General features: G+C 73.8%; 26 protein-coding genes. 6 read left to right on the top strand and 20 right to left on the bottom strand.

The window, feature by feature from the left end:
- Positions 1-75: 75 nt before the first annotated feature.
- The 4 genes from ACGF7U_RS25135 to ACGF7U_RS25120 form a co-directional block, all read right to left on the bottom strand.
- Positions 76-543: a ribose-5-phosphate isomerase gene (locus ACGF7U_RS25135; RefSeq protein ID WP_393110546.1), complete on the bottom strand. Its 468-nt coding sequence runs from the start codon at positions 541-543 to the stop codon at positions 76-78.
- Between the two features lie 71 nt (positions 544-614).
- Entirely contained in the window at positions 615-1,814 is a 1,200-nt protein-coding gene (locus tag ACGF7U_RS25130; protein WP_393110544.1) for a DUF1015 family protein, read from the bottom strand.
- A gap of 99 nt (positions 1,815-1,913) precedes the next feature.
- Positions 1,914-2,309, bottom strand: coding sequence for a hypothetical protein (locus ACGF7U_RS25125; RefSeq protein ID WP_393110542.1), 396 nt, complete (start codon positions 2,307-2,309; stop codon positions 1,914-1,916).
- Positions 2,310-2,544: 235 nt separating this feature from the next.
- Positions 2,545-3,168 (bottom strand): disulfide bond formation protein DsbA, encoded by a 624-nt coding sequence (locus tag ACGF7U_RS25120; RefSeq protein ID WP_393110540.1) that lies wholly within the window; start codon positions 3,166-3,168, stop codon positions 2,545-2,547.
- A 213-nt stretch (positions 3,169-3,381) separates the two neighbouring features.
- Between ACGF7U_RS25120 and pepN the strand changes: the two genes are divergently transcribed.
- Positions 3,382-5,931 (top strand): aminopeptidase N, encoded by a 2,550-nt coding sequence (gene pepN, locus ACGF7U_RS25115; RefSeq protein ID WP_393110538.1) that lies wholly within the window; start codon positions 3,382-3,384, stop codon positions 5,929-5,931.
- Positions 5,932-6,073: 142 nt separating this feature from the next.
- On the opposite strand, the gene ACGF7U_RS25110 is transcribed toward pepN, so the two are convergent.
- The 3 genes from ACGF7U_RS25110 to ACGF7U_RS25100 all read right to left on the bottom strand — a co-directional run bounded on the left by ACGF7U_RS25110 (position 6,074) and on the right by ACGF7U_RS25100 (position 8,292).
- Positions 6,074-6,481, bottom strand: coding sequence for a DUF5130 family protein (locus ACGF7U_RS25110; RefSeq protein ID WP_393110536.1), 408 nt, complete (start codon positions 6,479-6,481; stop codon positions 6,074-6,076).
- Positions 6,468-6,755 carry a hypothetical protein gene (locus ACGF7U_RS25105; RefSeq protein ID WP_091103871.1) on the bottom strand — a complete coding sequence of 96 codons (288 nt, stop codon included), beginning with the start codon at positions 6,753-6,755 and terminating at the stop codon, positions 6,468-6,470. The genes ACGF7U_RS25110 and ACGF7U_RS25105 overlap by 14 nt, the downstream gene beginning before the upstream one ends.
- 73 nt (positions 6,756-6,828) lie before the next feature.
- Positions 6,829-8,292: an amidase gene (locus tag ACGF7U_RS25100; RefSeq protein WP_393110534.1), complete on the bottom strand. Its 1,464-nt coding sequence runs from the start codon at positions 8,290-8,292 to the stop codon at positions 6,829-6,831.
- Between the two features lie 291 nt (positions 8,293-8,583).
- Here ACGF7U_RS25100 and ACGF7U_RS25095 point away from each other — a divergent pair, with 291 nt between their 5' ends.
- Complete coding sequence (locus tag ACGF7U_RS25095; protein ID WP_393110611.1) at positions 8,584-9,438, top strand: dienelactone hydrolase family protein; 855 nt, start codon at positions 8,584-8,586, stop codon at positions 9,436-9,438.
- A gap of 77 nt (positions 9,439-9,515) precedes the next feature.
- Here the strand turns inward: ACGF7U_RS25095 and ACGF7U_RS25090 are convergent, their stop codons facing one another.
- From ACGF7U_RS25090 to ACGF7U_RS25040, 11 genes are all read right to left on the bottom strand, one after another.
- Complete coding sequence (locus ACGF7U_RS25090) at positions 9,516-10,544, bottom strand: amidohydrolase family protein (protein WP_393110532.1); 1,029 nt, start codon at positions 10,542-10,544, stop codon at positions 9,516-9,518.
- A complete protein-coding gene (locus ACGF7U_RS25085) occupies positions 10,544-11,068 on the bottom strand; it encodes a 3-hydroxyanthranilate 3,4-dioxygenase (RefSeq protein ID WP_091103860.1) in 525 nt (174 codons plus the stop codon). Before ACGF7U_RS25085 ends, ACGF7U_RS25090 begins: the two co-directional genes overlap by 1 nt.
- A complete protein-coding gene (locus ACGF7U_RS25080) occupies positions 11,065-11,496 on the bottom strand; it encodes a RidA family protein (protein WP_393110530.1) in 432 nt (143 codons plus the stop codon). Before ACGF7U_RS25080 ends, ACGF7U_RS25085 begins: the two co-directional genes overlap by 4 nt.
- Positions 11,497-11,620: 124 nt before the next feature.
- Positions 11,621-12,394, bottom strand: a complete 774-nt coding sequence (locus tag ACGF7U_RS25075) for a 2-keto-4-pentenoate hydratase (RefSeq protein ID WP_393110528.1) — start codon at positions 12,392-12,394, stop codon at positions 11,621-11,623.
- Positions 12,391-13,446 (bottom strand): 4-hydroxy-2-oxovalerate aldolase, encoded by a 1,056-nt coding sequence (gene dmpG / locus ACGF7U_RS25070; protein WP_393110526.1) that lies wholly within the window; start codon positions 13,444-13,446, stop codon positions 12,391-12,393. The genes ACGF7U_RS25075 and dmpG overlap by 4 nt, the downstream gene beginning before the upstream one ends.
- Positions 13,443-14,411, bottom strand: a complete 969-nt coding sequence (locus tag ACGF7U_RS25065) for an acetaldehyde dehydrogenase (acetylating) (protein WP_393110524.1) — start codon at positions 14,409-14,411, stop codon at positions 13,443-13,445. The genes dmpG and ACGF7U_RS25065 overlap by 4 nt, the downstream gene beginning before the upstream one ends.
- A complete protein-coding gene (locus tag ACGF7U_RS25060) occupies positions 14,408-15,202 on the bottom strand; it encodes a 2-keto-4-pentenoate hydratase (RefSeq protein WP_393110522.1) in 795 nt (264 codons plus the stop codon). Before ACGF7U_RS25060 ends, ACGF7U_RS25065 begins: the two co-directional genes overlap by 4 nt.
- 67 nt (positions 15,203-15,269) lie before the next feature.
- Positions 15,270-16,751: a 2-hydroxymuconic semialdehyde dehydrogenase gene (locus ACGF7U_RS25055; RefSeq protein ID WP_393110609.1), complete on the bottom strand. Its 1,482-nt coding sequence runs from the start codon at positions 16,749-16,751 to the stop codon at positions 15,270-15,272.
- Positions 16,752-16,774: 23 nt separating this feature from the next.
- Positions 16,775-18,112, bottom strand: coding sequence for an FAD-dependent oxidoreductase (locus ACGF7U_RS25050; RefSeq protein ID WP_393110520.1), 1,338 nt, complete (start codon positions 18,110-18,112; stop codon positions 16,775-16,777).
- Positions 18,109-19,416, bottom strand: coding sequence for a kynureninase (gene kynU, locus ACGF7U_RS25045; protein WP_393110518.1), 1,308 nt, complete (start codon positions 19,414-19,416; stop codon positions 18,109-18,111). Before kynU ends, ACGF7U_RS25050 begins: the two co-directional genes overlap by 4 nt.
- Before the next feature lie 20 nt (positions 19,417-19,436).
- Positions 19,437-20,336 (bottom strand): tryptophan 2,3-dioxygenase, encoded by a 900-nt coding sequence (locus ACGF7U_RS25040; protein WP_393110516.1) that lies wholly within the window; start codon positions 20,334-20,336, stop codon positions 19,437-19,439.
- 170 nt (positions 20,337-20,506) lie between these two features.
- On the opposite strand from ACGF7U_RS25040, the gene ACGF7U_RS25035 reads away from it, so the two are divergent.
- The 3 genes from ACGF7U_RS25035 to ACGF7U_RS25025 all read left to right on the top strand — a co-directional run bounded on the left by ACGF7U_RS25035 (position 20,507) and on the right by ACGF7U_RS25025 (position 22,437).
- Entirely contained in the window at positions 20,507-20,962 is a 456-nt protein-coding gene (locus ACGF7U_RS25035) for an Lrp/AsnC family transcriptional regulator (RefSeq protein ID WP_393110514.1), read from the top strand.
- Positions 20,963-21,099: 137 nt separating this feature from the next.
- A complete protein-coding gene (locus ACGF7U_RS25030) occupies positions 21,100-21,573 on the top strand; it encodes a hypothetical protein (protein WP_393110607.1) in 474 nt (157 codons plus the stop codon).
- A 12-nt stretch (positions 21,574-21,585) separates the two neighbouring features.
- Entirely contained in the window at positions 21,586-22,437 is an 852-nt protein-coding gene (locus ACGF7U_RS25025; protein WP_393110512.1) for a class F sortase, read from the top strand.
- Between the two features lie 59 nt (positions 22,438-22,496).
- On the opposite strand, the gene ACGF7U_RS25020 is transcribed toward ACGF7U_RS25025, so the two are convergent.
- Both ACGF7U_RS25020 and ACGF7U_RS25015 read right to left on the bottom strand, forming a co-directional pair.
- Positions 22,497-23,030 carry an HNH endonuclease gene (locus tag ACGF7U_RS25020; protein ID WP_357462945.1) on the bottom strand — a complete coding sequence of 178 codons (534 nt, stop codon included), beginning with the start codon at positions 23,028-23,030 and terminating at the stop codon, positions 22,497-22,499.
- A 308-nt stretch (positions 23,031-23,338) separates the two neighbouring features.
- The gene (locus ACGF7U_RS25015; protein ID WP_393110510.1) at positions 23,339-23,998 is read right to left on the bottom strand and encodes an STAS domain-containing protein; all 660 of its coding nucleotides are present in this window, start codon (positions 23,996-23,998) and stop codon (positions 23,339-23,341) included.
- A 155-nt stretch (positions 23,999-24,153) separates the two neighbouring features.
- Here ACGF7U_RS25015 and ACGF7U_RS25010 point away from each other — a divergent pair, with 155 nt between their 5' ends.
- Positions 24,154-25,203, top strand: coding sequence for a mechanosensitive ion channel family protein (locus tag ACGF7U_RS25010; RefSeq protein WP_393110508.1), 1,050 nt, complete (start codon positions 24,154-24,156; stop codon positions 25,201-25,203).
- Positions 25,204-25,251: the final 48 nt, after the last annotated feature.

Genomic DNA, 25,251 nt, shown 5'->3' with positions numbered 1-25,251 from the left:
CGGCCGTCCACCCCGCCACGATCCGCGCCGCGCGCCGGGCAGGGCGGCCTGCCCGGCGTGGGCGCGGAGGGGGCGTCAGGGCAGGTCGGGGAGCTGGCGGGTGCGCTCGTAGTCGGCCATCTGGCCGATCCGGCGGGCGTGCCGCTCGTTGCCCGAGAACGGGGTGGTCAGGAACGCCTCGACGATGGCGGTCGCCTCGTCCAGGGTGTGCTGGCGGGCGCCGACCGCGACGACGTTCGCGTCGTTGTGCTCGCGGGCGAGCTGGGCGGTGTCGATGCTCCAGGCGAGGGCCGCCCGGACGCCGGCCACCTTGTTCGCGGCGATCTGCTCGCCGTTGCCGGAGCCGCCGATGACCACCCCGAGGCTGCCGGCGTCCGCCACCACCCGGTCACCGGTGTGCAGGCAGAAGGCCGGGTAGTCGTCGTCCGGGTCGTAGGCGTGCGGGCCGACGTCGACGACGTCGTACCCCTCCTTGGTCAGGTGGTTGACCAGGTGCACCTTCAACTCGAAACCGGCGTGGTCGGATCCCAGGTAGACGCGCATACCGCGCAGTCTTGCAGGGCCCGCGCCCGGGACGCCGCGCGGGCGGCGCCCCGGGGCGGATTAGTCACAACTCAGCGGGACAGCTCGGCGACCACCAGGCCGCCGCGGGCCTTCGGGGTGAACCAGGTGCTCTTGCGCGGCATCTTCTCCCGCGCCAGGTTCACGGCCACGAAGTCGTCCACCGTCACCGGGGCGATCAGGACGGCCAGCTCGGCCCGGCCCGCGTCGACCTCGCCGGTCAGCCAGCTCGCCGGGTAGTCGCCGCCGACGTAGGTGATCCGCTTGTCGCCCGGGTCGAGCCCGAGGGCGTCGCGCAGCAGCAGCCGCTCGACCAGCGCGTGGTCCAGGTTCTCCAGCCGGCCGCCGCCGACGTGCGGCAGGGTGACCGCGTATCCCCCGCCGGGCAGCCGGAGGTGGACGGTGCCGCCGGCGGCCGGGACCTCGACGGGGCCGTCGAGATCGGTGATCTCGGCGCCGGCGGCGCGGAGCCGGTCGAGCAGTTCGTCGGCGGTGGTGGTCAGCTCGCTGACGAGGCGGTTGTAGGGCTGGATCGCCACCGACGCCGGCGTGGTGATCACCGACAGGAAGCGCGGCAGCCCGCCGGTCTGCGCGGCGAGGCTGCGGTGGTTGCCGTCGGCCACGACCAGCTCGCCGCCGCCCGCGAGGGCGGTCAGCTCGTCCTGCCGCGGGCCGGGCCCGAGCAGCCAGATGGCATGGGTGCGACCGGCCTGGTCGGTGTCGGTCGCCGCGGGCGCCCCGGCCGCGTCGGTCGCCGCCGCGAGCGCGGCGTGCAGCTCGTCGCCGCGCCCGGTCTGGAGCAGGAGTACCGGCGAGAGCAGGTGCCCCAGCGCCTCGGCCAGGGCCACCCGCTCCCGCACCTTGGCGATGAAGACGTCCTCGTTGCGGATGACCAGACCGGGCTCGTCGGCCCGGGTGGAGATCTGGTCGGTGTCGGTCATGGCCCAGAGCCCGTACGCCGTCTCCTCCCCCGGGGCGCTGATCCGGTAGAGGACCACGACCTGCTCGGCGGGGGTGTAGCTGCCGTCGGCCTTGGCCTCGGCGAGGCGGGCCACCGCGTCCGGCAGGGCGTCGAGGAAGGACTTGCCCAGGCTTTCCGGGGCCCGGTGCGGCATCTCGATGCCGAGGGCACTGTGCGGGTTCGCCTCGATGATCGCGGTGATCTCCGCGTCGTCTGCGAACTCGTCGTAGTTCTGCGCGCCGGTGCCGCCAGTGGTGATCCAGGCCCGGGCGATCGGATGCACGACCGTCATGTGCGGTCACGCTACCGGCGGCGGAGGTCCCGGCGCCGCCGGACCCGCGCGACGTCCATCAGGTGAAAGCGCGACCGGGCCGGGGCGACGCCGGGCCGGCTACTTCGCCGGCAGGCGGTGCCGACCGCCCGAGGCGGGGGCGTTCGCCGAACGCCGGCCCGAACCACCCGGCCCGGCGGGCACGTTCGTCCGTGGCCTGGCCGCCGGCCGGTGCTCGGCGGAGGCGTTGCGCCGGTGCTCGGCCACCGGGGCGAGCAGGTGCTCGATCGGCGCGTTGCGCCGGTGCTCGGGCGGCGGGGTGAGCCGGGAGGTCGCCGGCACCCGGGCGACCCCGACCACGATCGGCGGGGCGAGCAGGTCCGCCATGTGCGCGGGCAGGTCGGGGCGGACGGCCGGCCAGCGGGAGTCGTCGACCGACCAGTACGCCGCATCCGGGCTCTCGGTCACCTCCTCCCGGGTCGACGGATCGTCACCGGACGCACGGTGCTTGGCCATCGGGATTGCCTCCACGAGCTGCGAGGGTGCGGCCCTGCGGGTCGCTGCGGCGGACACCGAAGAGAACGATCCCGCCGGTCCCCCGGTGACGCCGTGGTCGGCGGGGAGGCCGTAGCCCCCGGGCGGCGCACGCCGGGCGCGCGGGCCGGGGCCGAGCCGACGGGCCGGGCCGACGGCGTCGGCGCGCCGACCGGCGCGGGTGCCGGGGCCGGACCCGGCACCCGCGCCGTCGGGGTCAGTCGAAGATGGGGCCGAGCTCGCGGGAGCGCTTGAGCTCGTAGAAGCCCGGGGTGCCGGCGACCAGCAGGACGCCGTCCCACAGCCGACCGGCCGCCTCGCCCTTCGGGGCCGGGGTGATCACCGGGCCGAAGAAGGCGACCGTGCCGCCGTCCGGGCCGGGCGCGTGGATCACGGGGGTGCCGACGTCGGTGCCGACCGGGCGCATGCCGGCCTCGTGGCTGGCCCGCAGCGCCTCGTCGTGGCCGGCGCTGTCGGCGGCGTCCGCCAGCGCGGGGTCGAGCCCGGCGTCGGTCAGCGCGGCCGCGAACAGCTCCGGCGAGAGCTTCTCCTGCCCGAGGTGGATCCGGGTGCCCAGCGCGGTGTAGAGCTTGCGGACCGCCTCCTGGCCGTACCGCTGCTCCGCCGCGATGCAGACCCGCACCGGGCCCCAGCCCGTGCGCATCAGCTCCTGGTACTGCTCGGGCAGCTCCCGCCCCTCGTTGAGCACCGACAGGCTCATCACGTGGAAGCGGATGTCCACCTCCCGGACCTGCTCCACCTCCAGCAGCCAGCGGGAGGTGATCCACGCCCATGGGCAGATGGGGTCGAACCACATGTCTACGGCGACACGCTCGCTCACGGTGGGTCCCTTCACGACCAGGGCGCCGGCCTCCCGGCGCCGTCCTGCGATCTTCACCCCGGCGGGCATCGACCGACAGCGGAATGAGAGCGTGACCTCGCCCACCGCGGGGTGTTCGTGCATGGAAGACTCGAATCCGGCCGTCACGAGCGGTCGGTGACGGGCGCCAACGAGGCGTACGGCGAGACGGGATGGAGACGAACAGTGCCGGGAGTGCGCAACCTGACGCAGGTCGAGGCCACCGAGCGGGCCCGCCTGCTCGACGTGACCGGGTACGACATCAGTCTGGACCTCTCGACCGCCGTCCAGGCGGCCGAGGGTCGCACCTTCCGATCGACCACCGAGGTCCGGTTCCGGTGCACCGAGCCGGGGGCGAGCACCTTCATCGAGGTGGCCGCCGACTCGGTGCGGTCCGCCACGCTGAACGGCGCCCCGGTCGACCTCAGCGGCTGGTCGGCGGAGAAGGGCCTGACGCTCTCCGGGCTGGCGGGCGAGAACACGCTGGTGGTCGACGCGGACTTCGCGTACTCGAACAGCGGGCAGGGCCTGCACCGCACCGTCGACCCGGTCGACGGCGAGACCTACCTCTACAGCCAGTTCGAGACGGCCGACGCCCAGCGTGTCTTCGCCTGCTTCGACCAGCCCGACCTGAAGAGCGTCTACACCTGGCACGCCACCGTTCCGGACCACTGGAAGGTGGTCTCGAACATGCCGGTGGAGCGCGAGGAGGCGGCGGGCGAGGGCCTGAAGACGGTGCACTTCGCCACCTCCGTGCGGATGAGCACCTACATCACCGCCCTCTGCGCCGGCCCGTACCACGAGGTGCGGGACAGCCACGACGGCATCGACCTGGGCGCGTACTGCCGGGCCTCGATGGCGCAGTACATGGACTCGGACGACCTCTTCCTGATCACCAAGCAGGGCTTCGACTTCTTCCACGAGCAGTTCGGCGTGCGCTACCCGCTGCCCAAGTACGACCAGCTCTGGGTGCCCGACTTCAACGCCGGCGCGATGGAGAACTTCGGCTGCGTCACGCACGCCGAGGCGCACTACATCTTCCGCTCGCAGGTCACCGACTTCGAGTACGAGCAGCGCGCCAACACGATCCTGCACGAGCTGGCCCACATGTGGTTCGGCGACCTGGTCACCATGCGCTGGTGGAACGACCTGTGGCTGAACGAGTCGTTCGCCGAGTGGGCCAGCCACTGGTGCAACACCCACGCCACCCGGTTCCGCGAGGCGTGGACGACCTTCCTGTCCATCCGCAAGAACTGGGGCTACCGGCAGGACCAGCTCTCCTCCACCCACCCGGTGTACTGCGAGATGCCGGACCTGGAGGCCGTCGAGGTCAACTTCGACGGCATCACCTACGCCAAGGGCGCCAGCGTGCTCAAGCAGCTGGTCGCGTACGTGGGCGAGGAGCCGTTCCTGGCCGGGCTGCGGGCGTACTTCGGCAAGCACGCGTGGGGCAACGCCACCTTCGACGACCTGCTCTCCGAGCTGGAGACCGCCTCCGGCCGGGAGCTGCGCAAGTTCGCCGCCCAGTGGCTGGAGACCGCGCAGGTCAACACGCTGCGGCCGGAGGTGACGATCGGCGCCGACGGCACCTACGAGAACGTCGTGGTGCGCCAGGAGGCGCCGGCCGGGCATCCGACGCTGCGCACGCACCGGATCGGGGTCGGCCTCTACGACCTGACCGACGGCCGGCTGGTCCGGCGCCAGCGGCTCGAGGCGGACGTGACCGGCGACCGGACGGAGCTGGCCGAGCTGCGCGGCGTGCGCGCCGCCGACGTGCTGCTGCTCAACGACGACGACCTCACCTACACCAAGCTGCGGCTGGACGAGCGGTCGATGGCCACCGTCGTGCAGCACATCGCCGGGCTCGAGTCGTCGCTGGCCCGCGCGCTCTGCTGGACGGCCGCGTGGGACATGACCCGGGACGCCGAGCTGGCCGCCCGCGACTACGTGGCGCTGGTGCTGGCCGGGCTGCCCGCCGAGACCGACATCAACCTGGTCACCGCGACGCTGCGGCAGGCCACCACCACGCTCACCTACTACGCCGACCCGGCCTGGGCGCCGACCGGCTGGGCGGAGCTGGCGCGTACCGCCCGCACCGCGCTGGCCGCCGCGGAGCCGGGCAGCGGCTTCCAGCTCGCCTGGGCCCGGGCGTACGCCTCGGCGGCCCGCTCCGCCGAGGACCTGGCCGCCCTGCGCGGCTGGCTGGCCGGCACCGGCGTCCCCGCCGGGCTGACCGTCGACACCGAGCTGCGCTGGACGGTGCTGGACGCGCTGGTCGCCAACGGCGCTGCCGGCCCCGCCGAGATCGACGCCGAGCTGGCCACGGACCGGACGGCCAGCGGCGAGCGGGAGGCCGCGTACGCCCGCGCGCTGGTGCCGACGGCGGAGAACAAGGCCGCGGTCTGGGCCGAGCTGACCGGCCCGGAGGCGCTGCCGAACTGGCGCAACCGGGCGCTGCTGCAGGGTCTCGCCCACCCGGCGCAGCTGGAGCTGGTCACGCCGTACCGGGAGAGGTACTTCGCCGAGGTGGCCACGGTCTGGGCCAACCGCGACAGCGAGCCGGCGCAGGAGTTCGCGCAGCTGGCGTACCCGGCGTACCTGGTGGAGGACGACACCGTGGCGGCGACCGACGCGTGGCTGGCGGGCGACGGCCACCCGGCCCCGCTGCGCCGGCTGGTCGCCGAGGGCCGCGACGGCGTCGTCCGCGCCCTCAAGGCCCGCGCCAAGGACGCCCAGAGCGCCTGAGCGGACGTACCGCTGGGAGATCCTGGTGGGAAACGGCCCCTGGAGGGGTTGCTTCCCACCAGGGTCTCTGCGCGGCATCCGCGCACACGACGAAGCCCGGTCCGCTGTGAGCGGACCGGGCTTCGCTGCGAGGTGCGGGCGCTCAGCCCCTGCCGGCGTGGCTGGCGAGCTGGTCGAGGCCGTTGATGATGCCGCCGGCGAGGTCGCCGCCGCCGAAGGCCGCCACCATGGAGAGCGCGGCGAGCCGGGCGTACGTGTCCGGGATGCGCTTGCGGGCGTGCCGGCCGGTCACGATCTCCAGCTGGCGCTGGTTGGGCGACACCGCGATCAGCACCGACCGGTCCGGCTCGGCGAGCTGGCGGTGCAGCCGCTCGGCGTGCTCCCGGATCGGCTCGTCGAGGCCGCCGACGAACACCGAGAAGACCAGCCCGGTGCCCTGGTCGGCCAGGCGCAGGGCCTCGTCGATGCGCAGCAGCTGGCGGGTCGAGAACGGCCCGTCCAGCACCTCGGGCGGGTTGCCCGCCGCGGCCTGCTTCTCACCAACGGTCACTTGCGCCTCCGGTTCCACCGGCCGGCGGCTCGATGCCGGCCCGCTCAAGCTTGTGGCTGGTCAGCGCCGGCGCCTGCGCGCCCGCCGCCAGCGCGGTGCCGGCCGAGTCGGCCAGCTGCTCCGGCCGGCCCAGGAACCAGACCGGAGTGAAGTCGAAGGGCCGGCCCGGCCGGTAGCGCTTGGCGCCGCCACCGCCACCGCCACGGCTACCGGCGTACGCCAGGCCGGCGATCACCAGCACCGCGGCCGCCGGGATGCCGACGAAGACCAGCAACGTCTCGGTTACAGACAATCCCAACGCCCCCAGGCGGAAGAAGAGACCTCGATCGACCGGGTCGGGTGGACGATCATGGCGTCGACCGCCCGACTCCGCTGCCATTCACGTTAGCGGAGCCGACGGCCCGCCAGATTGCGGGGTGGCGATCCCACCCGCCACTGGCGTGCTCCAGTTGCGCAGCGGTGGCGAGCAACCTCGCGTCGTCGCCGTACCGGCCGGTCAGCAGCACCCCCACGGGCAGCCCTTCGGCGGTGACGCCCACCGGAAGCGAGACGGACGGATCGCCCGTGACGTTGAAGACCGCGCAGTACGGCGAGAACCGGCGTTGCCGCTCGAAGTCCTCGACCGGGTCGCCGCCCTCGGTGAACCAGCCCACCGGGGCCTGGGGCGTGGCGAGGGCCGGGCAGAGCAGCAGGTCACAGCCGGCGGTCCGGCGGACCCCGAGGCGCACCTGTGCCTGGAGCTCGCCGAGCGTGGCGGCGAGGGTGCCGGCGGAGATCTCCGCGCCCCGGGCCCGCAGGAGGCGGGTCAGCGGCAGCAACGCGCTCTCCCGCCCGGGCGGCACGGGCGCGAGTGCCAGCACGTACCAGACGATCTCGAACAGCGGCCACACCGTGGGCCCGAGCGGCGCGGGGACCTCGACCACCTCGTGGCCGGCGGCGGTGAGCAGCGCGGCGGCCCGGTCCACGGCGGCGACGCAGTCGGGGTGGACCGGCTCGTCGGCGAGCATCGGGGTGGTGAACCGGCCCACGCGCAGCCGACCGGGCTCGGCCGCCCGGGCCGACGCGAGCCAGCCACCTTCGGGCGGGGCGGGCGCCAGGTAGGGCTCGCCGGGCACCGGCCGGGTCAGCACGTCGAGCAGGGCCGCCACGTCGGCGACCGTCCGCCCGACCGGCCCGTTGGTCGGCAGGCCGTAGCCGCCGAAGCCGACCGGACCGCCGGAGACCAGACCCCGGCTGGGCTTGTAGCCGACCAGGCCGCACAGCGACGCGGGGATGCGCAGCGAACCACCGCCGTCGGAGCCCTGGGCGACCGGCACCAGCCCGGCCGCGACGGCCGCCGCCGCCCCGCCGCTGGAGCCCCCGGCGGTGTACGCCAGGTCCCACGGGTTGCGGGCCGGCGGAGCGACCAGCCCCTCCGAGTAGAGCGAGCAGCCCAGCTCGGAGGTGGTGGTCTTGCCCAGGCTGACGAGCCCGGCCTCCGCCATGAACCGCACCACGTCGGCGTCGACCGGCGGCACGAAGTCGGCGAAGGCGGCCGAGCCGAAGGTGGTGCGCACCCCGGCGGTGAGGGTGAGGTCCTTGATCGCGGTAGGCACGCCGTGCAGCGGACCGCGCTCCCCGGCGGGGGCGGCGTCGGCGGCGCGGGCCGCCGCGCGGGCCCGCTCGCCGGTGACCGTGACGAACGCGCCGACCGTGTCGCCGAGCGCGTCGACCCGGGTGAGGTGGTGCTCGACCAACTCGACGCTGGACAGCTCGCCGCGGGCGATCGCGGCGGCCTGCTCCAGCGCGGTGAGGTCGTGCGGCTCGGCCATCCCCTCATCCTGCCCGCCCGCACCGCCGCCGCGCCGCGCGACACGGCCGGCCGGCGTGCCCCGGGCGGCATATCCCCCTGACATGACCACATCGGGATGACCGCCCGCCCGCGCTCCACCCTCAGGATGAACATCGATCGATGACGATCTGCCCCCCGGCGGTCCCGCAACGCCGCCACCGCCCCCACCCCCGCGAGGAGCGTCGCCGTGCAACCCGTACCCGCCATCCACCCCGGCCCGGACCGTCGCTGGCTCTCGCGCGCCGGCCGGCCGCTGCTGGCCCTCGCCCTGATCGGCGCGAGCCTGACCGCCGCACCCGCCGCACCGGCCGGCGCCCGGGACGTGCCCCCGGCCGCGCCGCTCGCCGCCAACCCGTACGAGCGGGGCCCCGCGCCCACCGTGGCAAGCATCGAGGCCACCCGCGGCCCGTTCGCCATCGCGCAGACCACCGTCGCCGCCGGCAGCGTCAGCGGCTTCGGCGGCGGCACCATCTACTACCCGACGAGCACCGCCGAGGGCGCCTTCGGCGCGGTCGCCATCTCCCCCGGCTTCACCGCGCGCCAGTCCTCCGTCGCCTGGCTCGGCCCCCGCCTGGCCTCGCAGGGCTTCGTCGTCATCACCATCGACACCCGGTCGGTGTACGACCAGCCGGCCAGCCGGGGCACCCAACTGCTGGCCGCCCTCGATCACCTGACCAACACCAGCGCCGTGCGCACCCGGATCGACCGGAACCGGCTCGCCGTGATGGGGCACTCGATGGGCGGCGGAGGCAGCCTCTCGGCGGCCAGCACCCGCCCCACGTTGCAGGCGGCGATCCCGCTGACCGGCTGGCACACCCAGAAGAGCTGGTCGTCAGTGCGCGTGCCGACCCTGGTCGTCGGGGCCGAGAACGACACGGTGGCCCCGGTCTCGTCGCACTCGGAGCCGTTCTACACCAGCCTGCCCGCCACCCTCGACAAGGCGTACCTGGAGCTGGACGCCGCCGGCCACTCCGCGCCCACCTCGTCGAACGTGACGGTGGCGAAGTACAGCATCTCCTGGCTCAAGCGGTTCGTCGACGACGACACCCGCTACGAGCAGTTCCTCTGCCCGGCCCCCCGCGGCTCGGCGATCGAGGAGTACCGGGACACCTGCCCGCACTCCTGAACCCACGCCCCGGAGCCGTCGCGCGCACTGGGGCCGCGACGGCTCCGGACTCCACCCCCACCCGGGGCGGGCGCGCGTCAGGGACGGGCGCCGAGGAAGCGCAGGGCGTTGCCGCCGAGCAGCATGCCGCGCTGCTCGGCGGTGAGGAAGTCCGCCTCGCGCACCACCCGGCCGACCGGCCGCTCCCCCAGCGGGTACGGGTAGTCGCTGCCGAGCAGCACCCGCTCGACGCCAATCGTGTCGACGAGCAGCCGCAGCGCCGGCGGGGAGAAGACCACCGAGTCGACGCGGAACCGGTCGACGTAGGAGCTGGGCGGGGCGGTGGAGGCGCCGCGTACCAGGTCGCCCCGGCGGTGCCAGGCGTTGTCGGCGCGGCCCAGCCAGAACGGGAAGCTGCCGCCGCCGTGGGCGAAGCAGATCCGCAGCGTGTCGGGCACCCGGTCGAAGACGCCGCCGAGGATCAGCGCCAGCACCGACAGGTGCGTCTCGGCGGGCATCCCGGTGAGCCAGCGGGCCATCCACCGGTCCAGCCGGGGCCCGCCGGGCATGTCCCAGGGGTGCACGAAGACCGGGGCGCCGACCTCGGCGCAGTGCGTCAGGAACTGCACGATGCCGGCGTCGTCCAGGTCGCGGTCGCCGACGTGGTTGCCGATCTCCACCCCGGCGTGCCCCGCCGCCAGGCAGCGGTCCAGCTCCGCGCAGGCCGCGTCCGGGTCCTGCAACGGCACCTGGCAGAACGGCACCAGCCGGTCGCCGCCCGCGGCGGTGACCTCCAGGGTGAGGTCGTTGAAGATCCGGGCGACCTTCGCGGCCTGCGCGGCCGGGCGGTCGTAACCGAAGAAGACCGGGGTCGGCGAGACCACCTGGACGTCGACGCCGTCCGCGGCCATGTCGTCGAGCCGCGTCGGGGCGTCCCAGCACTCCGCGCCGACCGGCCGGAACTCCGTCTCCCCCACCATGATCATGGCGGCGCGCTCGGAGTCGACCCGCAGCCAGGGCCAGCCGGACCCGCCGCACGCCGCGGCGAGGTCCGGCCACCCCTTCGGTACGACGTGCGTGTGCACGTCGACCACCGGGAGCCGCGCCGTTGTGGACCCGGCGGGCATCAGCCCTTGCCCGGGTGCAGCGCGCCGCAGTTCGCGCAGGTGCGGGCGGCCTCGTCGGCGTAGAACGCCTGGAAGACCGGGGGCAGGTCGGCGGCGATGTCGCGGACCTGCAACTCGACCTCGTGCACCTTGTGCCCGCAGCCGGGGCAGTACCACTGGAACTTCTCGAGCGTGCCCTCCTCGCGGACCCGCTCCACGACCACGCCGATCGAGCCGGCCTCGGGGCGCTGCGGCGAGTGCGGGGTGTTGCGCGGCAGCATCCACATCTGGCCCTCGCGCACGTGCACCGTACGCGGCCCCTCCGGGAGCATCAGGTTGATGTGCATGTTGCCCTTGACCTGGTAGAAGAACTCCTCGTACGGGTCGACGTGGAAGTCGGTGCGCTGGTTGGGCCCGCCCACCACCATCACGATGAAGTCGTCCCCGCCCGGGAACATCTCCTTGTTGCCGACCGGCGGCTTCAGCAGGTGCTGGTTCTCCGCGATCCACCCGGGAAAGCTGAACGGCTCGGCGATCTCACTCACGACGACTGACCTCCTTGCGGGAGCACGGCCACGGCCTGGATCTCGATCAACAGATGCGGGTGGGGCAACTGGTGCACCGCCACCGTCGTGCGGGTCGGGCCGGTCGCGTCGAAGAACTCCGCCCAGACCTCGTTGTAGCCACCGAAGTCGTTCATGTTGACCAGGTAGCTGGTGACCTGCACCAGGTCGGACAGGTCGGCGCCGACCGAGCGCAGCAGGTCCCGCACGTTCTCGATCACCGCGCGGGTCTGCGCCCGGATGTCGAGGTTCGTGGTGCCGAACTCGTCGACCTCCACACCGGCGAAGGTGTTGTCCGGTCGCCGCGACGACGTACCGGAGACGAACACGAACCCGCCGGCCACCTTGACGTGCGGAAACGCTCCCCGCGGCACGGCCTTCCCCGCCACGACGCGCGCCTCGCCGGTCATGACCCACCACCTGGCAGCCACGCCCGAGCGGCAACCACGACGGGGTTGCGGGCAGCCCGGCCGGCGCAGGGATCAAGCCTGACCGCCCGGAGCCGGCCGGGCTGGCCGGAACCCCCACCCCGGATCACGACGACGCCCGCAGCGAAGCGGTGCCGAGCTTCTCGACGACGGCCCGGACATGGGCGCCGGGGCGCAGCGGCACGGCGGCGGTCGCCGCGCCGGCCAGGAACACCCAGCCGGAACGCAGCCGCACCCCGTGCCGCCCGGCCAGCCGGATGCCCTCGTCGAGCGCCCGGCGCGGGTCGCCCAGGATGGCGGCGGTCGAGCCGACCTGCGCCACCCGCCCGTCGACCTCCAGCAGCACGCCCAGGTTGTCCAGCCCGTCCGGCACCGGGCGCCACGGCCCGACCACGAACGCGGCGGCCGAGGTGTTGTCGGCGATCACGTCGGGCAGCGAGAAGGCGAAGTTCGCGTACCGGGAGTCGATCAGCTCGATGGCCGGGGCGACCGCCCGGACCGCGTCGGTGAAGTCGCCGACCGGCTCGCCGGGCTCGGGGAGCCGGTCCAGCAGGAACGCCACCTCCGGCTCGACCCGGGGGTGGATGTGGTCGCCGACGTCGACGGCGCCGCCGTCGGGCACCCGCATCGCGTCGGTGAGCCGGCCCCAGATGACCTCGTCCACGCCGACCTGGGCCATCTTCGCCCTGCTGGTCAGGCCCATCTTCAACCCGACCAGCCGTTCGCCCCGGTCGAGCCGGCGTTGCAGCAGCGCGGTCTGCACCGCGTACGCGGCGTCGACGTCCAGGCCGGTCTCGGCGGCCAGTTGCGGGATCGCGGTGGCCGTGTCGGCCGCCACGCCCAGCCGCTCGGCGATCCCCGCCGTGTCCGGGCCGATCACGATTCCCCCTTGCCGGCGAGGTCCAGCGCCACGTCCACGATCATGTCCTCCTGCCCGCCGACCATCCGGCGCCGGCCCAGCTCGACCAGGATCGAGCGGACGTCCACGCCGTACCTGGCCGAGGCGCGCTCGGCGTGCCGCAGGAAGCTGGAGTAGACCCCGGCGTACCCGAGCGAGAGCGTCTCCCGGTCGACCTGGACCGGGCGGTCCTGCAGCGGGCGGACGATGTCGTCGGCGGCGTCCATCAGCGCGAAGACGTCGCAGCCGTGCTTCCAGCCGTGCAGCTCGGCGACCGCGACGAAGACCTCCAGCGGCGCGTTGCCGGCCCCGGCGCCCTGGCCGGCCAGCGAGGCGTCCACCCGCACCGTCCGGCCGGGCGGCGAGCCGACCGGCCCGTCGCCGAGGATCCGGCCGTGCTCGACCGCGACCACGCTGTTGGCCACCCCGAACGAGAGGTTGTGGTGGGCGTGGATGCCGATCTGCGTCTCCGGCTCCAGCACCTGCCGGTACGCGTCGACCCGCTCGGCCACGTCGGACATCAGCAACCGGCCCCCGGAGTCGGTGACGTAGACGCAGTGCGCGCCGTACGACTCCATGAGCTTGGCCTGGGCGGCCAGCCCGGCCGGGTCGTTCATGTGCGACATCATCAGGAAGCCGGAGACGTCCATGCCGTTCTCCCGGGCCCACGAGATGTGCTGGGCCGAGATGTCCGCCTCGGTGCAGTGGGTGGCGATCCGCACGCTGGTCACCCCGAGCGCCTTCGCCGCCCTCAGGTCGGCGATGGTGCCGATCCCGGGCAGCAGCAGCGTGGTCAGCTTCGCGTGCGTCATCACCTCGGCCGCCGCCGAGATCCACTCGGCGTCGCTGGCCGCGCCGTGGCCGTAGTTGACGCTGGAGCCGGCGAGCCCGTCGCCGTGCGCCACCTCGATGGCGGCCACCCCCGCCGCGTCCAGGGCGGCGGCGATGGTGCGCACCTGGTCGACGGTGTAGCGGTGGGCGATGGCGTGCATGCCGTCGCGCAGCGTCACGTCCTGGATGTACAGGTCCGTCATGCGGTCACCTCCACGACGTCGCCGGCCGACGCGCCGACGCCGCGGGCCGACGCCCGCCGCGCCACCAGCCGCTCCGCGGTGCGCAGCGCGGCCGAGGTCATGATGTCCAGGTTCCCGGCGTACGCCGGCAGGTAGTGCCCGGCTCCGGAGACCTCCAGGAAGACCGAGACCTGCAACCCGGTGAGGTTCCGGCCCAACGTCGGCACGTACGTGTCGATCCAGTCGAACTGCACGGTCTGCTTGAGCCGGTAGCCGGGGACGTACTCCTGCACGGCCGCCACCATGTCGGCGACCGAGGCGGCGATCGCGGCCCGGTCGGCGTCGTCGTCCGGGCAGAGGCAGTAGACGGTGTCGCGCATCAGCAGCGGCGGGTCGGCCGGGTTGAGCACGATGATCGCCTTGCCGCGCTCGGCGCCGCCGACCACCTCGATCGCCCGGGCGGTGGTCTCGGTGAACTCGTCGATGTTCGCCCGGGTGCCCGGCCCCGCCGACTTCGAGGCGATCGAGGCGACGATCTCCCCGTACGCCACCGGGGTCACCCGGCCGACGGCGGCGACGATCGGCACGGTGGCCTGCCCGCCGCAGGTCACCATGTTGACGTTGCGCTCGTGCAGGTGCTCGTCGAGGTTGACCGGCGGCACCACGTACGGGCCGATCGCGGCGGGGGTCAGGTCCACCACCGTGCGGCCGTGCGCGCGCAGCACCGCGTCGTTGTGCCGGTGCGCGCCGGCCGAGGTGGCGTCGAAGACCAGCTCGACGTCGGCGAACTCGGGCATCGCCACCAGCCCGTCGACGCCCTCGGCGGTGGTCGCCACGCCGAGGCGCCGGGCCCGGGCGAGACCGTCGGACTCCGGGTCGATGCCGGCCATCGCCACCATGCGCAGCGACTCCGAGAGCCGGAGCACCTTGATCATCAGATCGGTGCCGATGTTGCCCGACCCGATCACCGCCACCCCGACACTCATGACGCCTCCCGGGAGAAACACGTCCGGACCGAGCCGAGGCCGGAGATCCGCGCCTCGTACGCCGCGCCCGGGGTCACCGGCACCATCGGGCCGAGTGCCCCGGAGAGCACCACGTCACCCGCGCGCAGCGGGTCGCCGGAGCGGGCCATCGTCCGCGCCAGCCACTCCAGCGCGTGCAGCGGGTTGTCCAGGCAGGCCGCGCCCGCCCCCACCGACACCGGCTCCCCGGCGTGCTCCAGCACCATCCCGCACAGCCGCAGGTCCACGTCGGCGAGCCGGCGCGGCGTGGTGCCGAGCACGAACAGGCCGCTGGAGGCGTTGTCGGCGACGGTGTCCACGATGGAGATGTCCCAGCCGGCGATCCGCGAGTCGACGATCTCGATCGCCGGCAGCAGGTGGTCGACCGCCCGGATCAGGTCCGCGGTGGTGACCCGCTCGTCGGGCAGGTCCGCGCCGAGCACGAAGGCGACCTCCGCCTCCACCCGGGGCTGGAGCAGCCGGTCGATCGCCACCTCGGCGCCGTCGGGCACCGCCATCGCGTCGGTCAGCACCCCGAAGTCGGGCTGGTAGACGCCGAGGCTCTCCTGCACGGCCCGCGACGTCAGCCCGATCTTCGCGCCCACCCGGCGGTAGCCCCGCTGCACCCACTGTCGCACCTGGAGCTGCTGGACGACGTACGCCGAGGTGACGTCCCCCTCTGGCAGCAGGCGGCCGCGCAGCGGCGGGCAGGGCTTGCCGTGCTCCCGCGCGTCGACCAGCTCCCTGGCCGCCGCCTCGTAGTCGACGTTCATGTCGGCTCCTCGCTACGCGCGGAGCCGCCACGAGGCTGCCCCGCACCGCGTCTGATGATCCGCTCGCTCATGTCAGGTCCACGCAGACGTTCGTGAGTTCGGAATAGAAGTCGAGGGAGTGCACGCCGCCCTCGCGGCCGATCCCCGACGCCTTCACCCCGCCGAAGGGAGTGCGCAGGTCGCGCAGGAACCAGGTGTTCACCCAGACGATGCCGGCGTCGAGCCGGGCGCCGGCCCGGTGCGCCCGCCCGACGTCCCGCGTCCACACCGTCGCCGCCAGACCGTACTCGGTGCCGTTGGCCAGCGCGTACGCCTCGTCCTCGGTGTCGAACGGGGCGACGTGCACCACCGGGCCGAAGATCTCCTCGGTGTTGGTGCGGGCGTCCGGGCCCAGCCCGGTCAGCACCGTCGGCTGCACGTACGCGCCGCCGTCGCGGGCGTCGCCGAAGGCCGGCGCGCCGCCCCCGGCGAGCACCTCGGCACCCTCCGCGCGGGCCAGGTCGTAGTGGCCGAGCACCTTGGCGCGGTGCTGGTGCGAGATCAGCGGCATGTTCACCGTGGCCTCGTCGGCCGGCCAGCCGTACGGCAGCTCGCCGGCCCGCTTCGCCAGCCGGGCGGTGAACTCCTCGAACACCGGGCGCTGCACGTAGATCCGCTCGGTGCAGAGGCAGACCTGCCCGCCGTTGGTGAAGCTGGAGCGCACCGAACCGGCCACCGCCGCGTCGAGGTCGGCGTCGGCGAAGACCAGCCCGGCGTTCTTGCCGCCCAACTCGAAGGAGACGGCCTTCACGCCGTCGGCGGCGGCGCGCATGATGGCGCTGCCGGTGGCCGACTCGCCGGTGAAGGTGATCGCGTCGACCCCCGGGTGGCGGGTGAGGAACTCGCCCGCCGAGTCCGGGCCGAAGCCGTGCACGAGGTTGAACACCCCGTCCGGCACCCCGGCGGCGGCCATCACCTCGGCGAGCAGGGTCGCCGAGGCCGGCGTCTCCTCGCTGGGCTTCACCACCACGGCGTTGCCGCAGGCCAGGGCGGGGGCGACCTTCCAGGTGAGCAGCAGCAGCGGCAGGTTCCACGGCACGATCACCGCGACCACGCCGACCGGCTTGCGGACCGCGTAGTTCAGCGCCCGGCCGCCGGTGGGGGTGACCGTGGTGAAGGACTCGGTCGGCGCGGTCGCCACGATCTCGGCGAAGGCGCGGAAGTTCGCCGCCCCGCGCGGGATGTCCAGGGTGCGGGCCTGCGAGATGGCCTTGCCGGTGTCGGCGACCTCGGCGGTGACCAGGTCGTCGAAGCGGCGCTCCAGTTCGTCGGCGACCCGGCGGAGCACCTCGGCGCGCTCCCGTTCCCCCATCCGGCCCCACGGCCCGCGCAGCGCCGCCCGCGCGGCGGCGACCGCGTCGTCCACGCACGCCCGGTCGGCCTCCGCGACCTCGAACACCGGCTCGCCGGTGACCGGGCTGCGCTTGGTGAACCGCCGCCCGCCCTCGACGAACTCGCCGCCGACGAAGTTGCGCAGCAGGGCCGGGCCGTCGGGCGCCCGCCCGGCCATCAGCCGGGGATCCCAGGTGACGGTCATCGACGCCTCCCTCGGTTGATCGCCACGCCGACCGCGCCGGCCAGCAGCGCCGCCGCGCCGGCGGCCACCGCGCCGAGCAGCCGGTGCTGTCGGCGGACGCGCCGCACCACCTCGGCGTACGGGGTGGTCGAGAAGGACACCAGCTCGTACCGGGAAACGTACCGGCCCGGCAGCGCCCGTTCCAGCGCGTGCTCGACCTTCCGGCCGGCCTGGAACAGCGGCGAGGCCACCTTGTCGCGCATCTCCACGAAGTTGGCCAGCGCCATCTGGGCGATCGCCTCGGCGTTGGCCTGCCGGCGCTCCTGGAACAGCGGCAGCGCCGCCGACCAGTCGTCGGCGCACTCGTCCAGGCAGCGGTCCAGCTCGACCACGTCCTCGAAGGCGCAGTTCGCGCCCTGGCCGTAGAACGGGACGATGGCGTGCGCGGCGTCGCCGAGCAGGCCGACCCGTCCGTACGCCTGCCACGGGGTGCAGCGGACGGTGCCGAGCACGCCCACCGGGTTGTGCTGGTAGTCGTCCACCAGGTTCGGGGCGAGCGGCGGCAGGTCCGGGTAGTGCTCGGCGAAGTGCCGCTCGATCGCCGCCGGGCTGCCGAGCGAGGCGAAGCTGGCGGTGCCGTGGGTGGGCCAGAAGAGGGTGCAGGTGAAGGAGCGGTCCGGGTTCGGCAGCGCGATCATCATCGAGGTGCCGCGCGGCCAGATGTGCAGCGCGTCCGGGTCGAGGGCGAAGTCCCCGCCCAGCGGCGGGATCGTCAGCTCCTTGTAGCCGTAGTCGAGGAAGTCCAGGCTCTCGGTCAGCAGCCCGTACGCCAGCAGCTGCCCGCGCACCGCCGAGCCGGCGCCGTCGGCGCCGAGGACGACCGACGCGGTGGCCGCGACCTTGCCCGTCGGGGTCTCGAAGGTCATCTCGGCGGTGGCCGGGTCGAGGCCGACCAGCCGGTGGTCGAAGGCGATCCGCACCCCGGGCAGGGCCGCGGCCGCGTCCAGCAGGGCGTTGTTCAGCGCGCCCCGGCTGATCGAGTTGATCGCCCGGTCGCCGGAGGCGCTGTACGACTGGAACTGCGGCTCGCCGGCGACCGGGTGGATCATCCGGCCGCGCATCGGCAGCGCGTCCGCCAGCACCTGCCCGTCGAGGCCGATGCGGCGCAGCGCGTCCAGGCCCCGCTCGGAGAGCGCCAGGTTGATCGAGCGTCCCCGCTCGACGGTGCCGGTACGCGGGTCGGGCCGCCGCTCGTAGAGCGCCACCCGGTAGCCGCGGCGGGCCAGGAAGCAGGCCAGCAGGCAGCCGGCCAGGCCGGCGCCGACCACCGCGACCTCGTCGCGCTCTGCGGTCATGAGGTCACCTCCACGGTGGCGGCCAGCGCGTCGGCGACCCGCCAGCAGTCGAGGTACGTGGAGTAGAGCGGCACCGGGGCGAACCGGACGATGTCCGGCTCCCGGGCGTCGGCGATCACGCCGTGCTCGTGCCGCAGGCGCTTGGCCAGCCCGGCGGCGCTGCCCGTGCCGATGCGCACCGAGAGCTGGCAGCCCCGCCGCGCGGGGTCGCGCGGGGTCACCACGGTCAGCGGGCGGTCCGCGGTCACCTCGTCGAGCAGCCCCGCCAGGTAGCCGGTGAGGCGGAGGCTGCGCTCGCGCAGCGCCGGCATGCCGACGGAGTCGAACAGCTCCAGCGACGTCCGCACCGGGCCCATCGCGAAGATCGGCGGGTTGGACACCTGCCAGGCCTCCACCGTGGCCGGCGGCCGGGAGACCGGGGTCATCTCGAACCGGGTCGCCGCGTCGGTGCTCCACCAGCCCTCGAAGCGGGGCAGGTCGGGGTTGCCGAGGTGCCGCTCGTGCACGAACACCCCGGCCAGGGCGCCCGGCCCGGAGTTGAGGTACTTGTAGGAGCACCAGGCGGCGAAGTCGACGTCCCAGTCGTGCAGGGCCAGCGGGACGTTGCCGGCGGCGTGCGCCAGGTCCCAGCCGACCACGGCCCCCGCCGCGCGGCCGGCGGCCGTGATCGTCGGGATGTCCATCAGCTCGCCGGTGAGGTAGTTGACCCCGCCGAGCAGCACCAGCGCCACCCGGTCGCCCTCGGCGGCCAGGTAGTCGGTCACGTCCTCGGTGCGCAGGGTGTCCTCGCCGTCGCGCGGGCGCAGCCGGACGACGGTGGCGTCCGGGTCGAGGCCGTGGAAGCGGGCCTGGCTGCGCACCGCGTAGCTGTCCGAGGGGAAGGCGCTGTCCTCGATGACAATCCGGGTCCGCGCCCCGGCCGGCCGGTAGAAGCTGACCATCAGCAGGTGCAGGTTGACCGTCAGGGAGTTCATCACCACGACCTCCGCCGGAGCGGCGCCGACCAGTCGCGCGGCGGGCGCCGTCAGCAGCTCGTGGTACGGCAGCCAGGGGCGCTCCGCCTCCAGGTGGCCCTCGACGCCGAGCCGGCTCCACGCGTCCAGGTCGGCGAGGAGTTCGCCGCGGGTGGCCCGCGGTTGCAGGCCGAGGGAGTTGCCGGCCAGGTACGCGGCCTCGGGGTAGCGGCCGCCGTCGGCCGGCGGCACGTGGAACAGGTGACGGTGCCCGGGGTCGGCGTCGTCGCGGCGGCGGGCCTCGGCCTCGCCGGCGGCCGACCGCCACGACTGCGGTGCGGGGGTGTTCATCGGGGTGTCTCGCTCTCCGGTCACATCGCGGTCCGGGCCGACCACAGCTCGGGGAAGACCACCCGGGCCATGCTGCGCTGCAACCACGCCAGTCCGGCGGAGCCGCCGCTGCCGACCTTGGCGCCCATTGTGCGCTGCACGGCCTTGACGTGGTGCTGCCGCCAGTCGCCGAACTGCTCGGCGACCTCGGTCAGCGCCTCGCCGAGCAGCCGGAGGTGGTTGTCCGCCCCGGCGTCGGCGTAGATCCGCACCCAGGCCGCCTCGACCGCGGCGTGCGGCTCGTGCTCGACGGCGACGTCCCGGTCGAGCAGGTCGGCCGGGAGGTCGTGGCCGTGCCGGGCGAGCAGCGCGAGCACGTCGTCCCAGAGGCTCGGCGCGGCCAGGGTCGCCCGCAGCTCGGCGTACACGTCGGCCTGGCGACGGAAGGGCCGGATCAGCGTCTCGTCGCGGAGCCCCAGCAGGAACTCCAGGTGCCGGTACATCGCCGACTGGAAGCCGGAGCCCTCGCCCAGCAGGTTGCGGAACCGGTTGAAGTCGGCCGGGGTCATCCAGCGCAGCCCCTTCCAGGCGGCGTTCAGCGCCTCCAGGTGCAGCGCGGCCCGTCGCAGCGGGGCCAACGCGTCCCACACCCGGTCGGCGCGCAGCAGCCGCTGGGTCTCGCGCAGCTCGTGGCAGGTCAGCCCGAAGTACAGCTCCATGATCTGGCTGACCATGAGGAAGGACATCTCGCCGGGGTCGTCGCTCAGTGGTCGCTGCAACCGGTGCAGCGTGCTGGCCTGCACGTACGCGTCGTACGGCACCCGCTCGGCGAACTCCAGGGTCGGCTCGCCGCCGTTGCGGGCCGCCCGGGCGGCGCGCTGCCGCGGGGTGACCGGGCGCACCGCCGCCCGGGTGGGCGCCCGCAGGTCCGTCTGCTCCACCGGTCCTCCTCTGCTCACTCGGGTGCGCGGCCGTCGGCCGAGCCGGGTGACCGACATGATCCCGCGGCGGAACGGGCTGATGGAATGCCGGATCAACGGCGCTACCACCGCCCGACCTGCGGCGCGAAAGGTGCGAGCGCGATTCGGCTTCGAGAACGTAAGGTCGTCTCATGGACGACATGGACTGGGCGCTGCTGCGGGAACTGCAGGCCGACGCGCGCCTCTCCTTCAGCGAGTTGTCCCGGCGGGTGCACCTGTCGCCGCCGGCCGTCGCCGAGCGGGTGCGCCGGCTGGAGGAGGCCGGGATCATCACCGGCTACCACGCCCACGTCGACCTGACCCGGGCCGGCCGCACGGTGGTCGCGCTGATCCGGATGTCCTGCTACGGGTCGCGGTGCATCCTGCACGACCCCGACGTGGCGGGCTGGCCGGAGATCCTGGAGATCCACCGCATCACGGGCGACGCGTGCAGCATGCTGAAGGTGGCGGCCGGGTCGATCGGGGAGTTCGAGGCCGTCATCGACCGGCTCGCCCCGTACGGCCAGCCGTCCAGCACGATGGTCCTGTCCACCCCGCTGGACTGGCACCCCGTCACCCCGCTGCCCTCCTCCCCCCGCCAGCGCTGACCGCGATCCGGGTTTGCCCCCGGGCCAGCGGGAAAGCAGGCGCTGTTGCCCGGGGAGGATTCCGGTGATCGTCACCGGAAGGGGGGATCATGCCGGTGCTCACAGCGTTCACACGTGCCCTTGCCAGCACCCTGTCCGTGTTGGGGCTGGTCGGGGCATTCGTCCTGATGACCGTCGCGCCCGCGCGGGCCGGGGAGAACGCCTTCGTCGAGGTGGTGCCCAACAGCGCACAGGCCGGCACCCGGGTCAGCATCCGGGCCAGTTGCGACAACGCCAACAACCGCCAGGCGACCGTGCACTCGGACGCGTTCGGGCGGGTGGTGCTCCGGCCGGACAACGGCTTCCTGACCGGCCAGGTCACCGTCCCGGGCAGCAAGGAGCCCGGGGACTACCCGGTCGACCTGCGCTGCGACAACGGCAAGACCGCGACGACGACGCTCACCGTGCTGAACATGGAGCAGCCCACCAAGGGGCCGGCGACCGGGGGCGGCGGCACCGCCGGCGGTACGGGCACCGGCTCGCTGCTGCTGGTGGGCGGCCTCGCCGCGGTGGCCCTGGCCGTCGGCTTCGGATTCTTCGGCAACCGTCGTCGGACCGGGACCGGTTCCTGACCCGCCGTCGCCATGGCCGGCTTCGACAGGCGCACCAGGCGATCCGATCCGGGCCGGGTCCGGGCGACCACCCGGCGGGCGCTGCAGACGTCCCGCCGGGCGGCGGTCGCCGCCACCCGCCGGCTGCGCCGGGTGGCCGGGGAGGCGGTGTCGGCCAGCGTCGCCACCACCGACCCGGCGGCCGGGCCGCTGCCCGCCCGACCCCGACACCGCTGGGTTCCCGCCGGCCGCCGCCGGCTGGCGCCGGGCCGGAGCCCCGGACTCCCGGTCCTCGTGATCGGGACGCTGATGGTGCTGATCGTCACCATGTTCGCGGTGGAGCGGGTCGCCGGGGTGAGCGTGCTGCCGGACCGGTTCATCGCGGGGCTGCGGCCGCCGCCGAAGAAGTTCCCGGTGCTGCCCGCCAGCCGCCCCGTCGACATCACCATCGAACCGATCGACGTCCAGGCGCCCGTACACAACGTCGGCGTCGCCCCGGACGGCAGCATCGCGGTGCCGGACGCCGCCCGCGCCCAGGAGGCCGGCTGGTACGACCAGGGGCCGACGCCCGGGCAGTACGGCCCCGCCGTGATCGTCGGGCACGTCGACACCAGCACCGGGCCGGCGGTCTTCCACGAGCTGCGGGACCTGCGGGAGGGCGACCGCATCGAGGTGACCCGCGAGGACCGCTCGGTGGCGGTCTTCGAGGTGGACTCGGTCGAACGCTTCGACAAGGAGCGGTTGCCCGCCGACGAGGTCTTCGGCGACTTCAGTCGCCCCCGGCTGCGCCTGATCACCTGCGGCGGGCGCTGGGTGGGCGGGGAGACCGGCTACGCCGACAACGTGGTGGTCTTCGCGTCCCTGGTCCGGGCCCGCGGCACGTGACGCACGGGCAGCGCGGCGGCCCGGCGCTCACGCGGGTCGGGCGGCTCGGCGCGGCGGGATCAGGCGGCCTCGGGCTCGCGCAGGTCGAGCCAGTCGGCCCAGCGCGGGTCCGGGGCCCGGTGCCCGAGCACCCGCCAGGCCGTCCCCTTCGGGGCGGCCGGCAGGGCATGCAGCCGCCAGCCCAGCTCGGCCGGGGTCTTGTCGCCCTTGGTGTGGTTGCACCGGGCGCAGGCCGCGACGACGTTCTCCCACGCGTGCCGACCGCCCCGGCTGCGCGGGAAGACGTGGTCGATGGTCTCGGCGGGCCCCCGGCAGTAGGCGCAGCGCCAGCCGTCGCGGGCGAAGATCGCCCGCCGCGAGAGCCCGACGTGGGTGCGGTAGGGCACCCGCACGAAGCGGGTGAGCCGGACGACCGACGGCACCGGCAGCGCGTTGCGGGCGCTGTGCAGGACGCCGTCGCCGTCGGCGACACAGACCGCCTTGGCGGAGAGCACGAGGATGGCGGCGCGACGCACGGACACGACACACAGCGGCTCGTAGGTGGCATTGAGGACCAGCGCACCGGAGCCCACCGTGGGTCGTATGTCAGGCATCGCGTTCACCCTCCCGGTTCAGCGGCTCCTGCTCGCCACCGCCGACCGGGAACGGGCACAGCGACCCACCACGGCCGACGCCGGCCGGATCACCGACGTCCGTGCGCCCATCGTCCCTGATCGGCCCCCGGATTGCACGTACTAATCCCTCAACTGGTATGAGGATCAACCGCATCCGGACGGATCGCTGTCCTGGCCTGGGCGAACCTTGCGTTTGCCTGACAGTTTTCGACAGTAGTCGTCGGCCTCGGTCGTGCCGGATCTGCGCCCGATGATCTTCGAACCACTACTCTCCCTGAGCTGCCGCTCTAGCTCTCGGGAGCGATCACTGCGGGCGCTTGACGAACCTGTGTCGTGATGGGCGGGTAGCAGAAGAGCCTGCCGACTCCGCTGATGACGAGGACACGCGCTGGCGCGCCGTCGGCGGCAGTGATGACCAACTGCTGACCGCGCGCCAGAGCGATTTTTCTGAATGACAGCAGTGCGGCGAGTGCAGCGCAATCGAGGTGCCGCAGCGCTGTCAGGTCGAGAGCGAGACGGCTTACCTCGGAGGAAGCCAGCAGTCGTATCAGGTCGTGCCTGAGTTGCTCGGCGGAGGCTAAGTCGGCTTCGCCGCTCAGGATGACGTGTCGAGTGCCTGGAGGCACGTCGTGATAGTCGCATCGCAGCGCGTCGCGACCACTGGTAGCGCCCATCGGAGACTCGGTCCTCGCCCAGCGAAGGGCGGTGGAAGGGCTGGATGAGGTTGCCACCATCGATCCAGCGCCGAAGAGGACAAGCTCGGTTGCGGCAATGCCGGCCTCGACGTGGCGCTTCGGGCACCGTCTCAGACGGTACGCGCGGCTACCGGTGCCCGCCATCTGAGCAGTCTCGCCAGGCGGCCTGACATGCCCGTGCCGGATGATCTTCTCTGAGCGTTTCGGCAGGTCAAGGCCGCGCTGCTCTCCGTTCTCAGGGATCGCACGCACTAATCCTGGGTCCCTCCGGAAGCGTTCCCGGCGTCTGTCACGATGACCGGTTCGCCCCCGTACCGCCGGTCGCGACCCCCACGCCCCGGCGGGCCCGCGTCACGGCCCGGAGGGTCGGCGGGAGGGGAGCCCTGCGGGTGCGGTACGAAGACAGCGTGACCGCTGCCAGCCTGCCGCCGCTCGCCCTGCCCGCCGTCGAGGCGCCGCAGCCGGACCCGTCGCCGACCTGCCTGGACGACGCCCTCTGCCGGACCGTCTACGACGTGACCCACTCGGTGTGGTTCGCCGAGGGCAGCTACTGGATCCTGCTCAAGCCGCTGCGGATCGTGATGATCCTGCTGCTGGCGGTCGCCGCGCGGTGGCTGGTGCACCGGACGATCCGCCGGCTGGTGCGCACCACCAGCGACGCGGGCGTGCCGACCATGCTGCGGCCACTGCGGGAGCGGATCCCCACCGCCGCGGCGGAGCCGGGCGAGTTCGTCCCGGAGCGGCGCCGCCAGCGGGCCGAGGCGATCGGCTCCGTGCTGCGCAGCCTCAGCACCGCGTTCATCTTCGGCATCGCGGTGCTGATGGTGCTCAAGGAGTTCAGCTTCGACCTGGCCCCGCTGCTGGCCAGCGCCGGCATCGCGGGCGTGGCGCTCGGCTTCGGCGCGCAGAGCCTGGTCAAGGACCTGATCGCCGGCCTGTTCATGCTGATCGAGGACCAGTACGGCGTGGGTGACACGGTGGACCTCGGCGAGGCGACCGGCGTGGTGGAGTCGGTGGGGCTGCGGGTCACCACCGTCCGCGACGGGCGGGGCGTGCTCTGGTACATCCGCAACGGCGAGATCGTCCGGGTGGGTAACAAGAGCCAGGGCTGGGCCCTGGTCGTGGTCGACCTGCCGATCGGCTTCGCCGGCACGGAGGAGGCGACGGCGGTGCTGCGGACCGCGGCGGCCTCCGTGGCGGTCGACCCCGAGCTGGCACCGGAGATCGTCGAGCCGCCCGAGGTGCTGGGCGTCGAGCAGATGACGGTCGAGGGCGCGGTGATCCGTACGGTGGTCAAGACGACGGCCGACGGGCAGTTCGCGGTCGGCCGGGAGCTGCGTCGCCGGCTGGCCGAGGCGCTGGAGAACTCCGGCATCACCGCGAAGATCGCGGCCGCCCGGCTCTACGGCATGCCGGCCCGCGCGCCCGGCGAGACGGGGCAGGGCGGCGCGACCTGAGCCGCCGACCGGGCGAGCGGACCGACCGGGGCGGGCCGGGACGGCATC

Origin of the sequence: Micromonospora sp. NPDC047670 (genome assembly GCF_043204915.1) — a bacterium.
Taxonomy (GTDB): Bacteria; Actinomycetota; Actinomycetes; order Mycobacteriales; family Micromonosporaceae; genus Micromonospora.
This window is presented reverse-complemented; position numbering and strand designations above follow the sequence as displayed.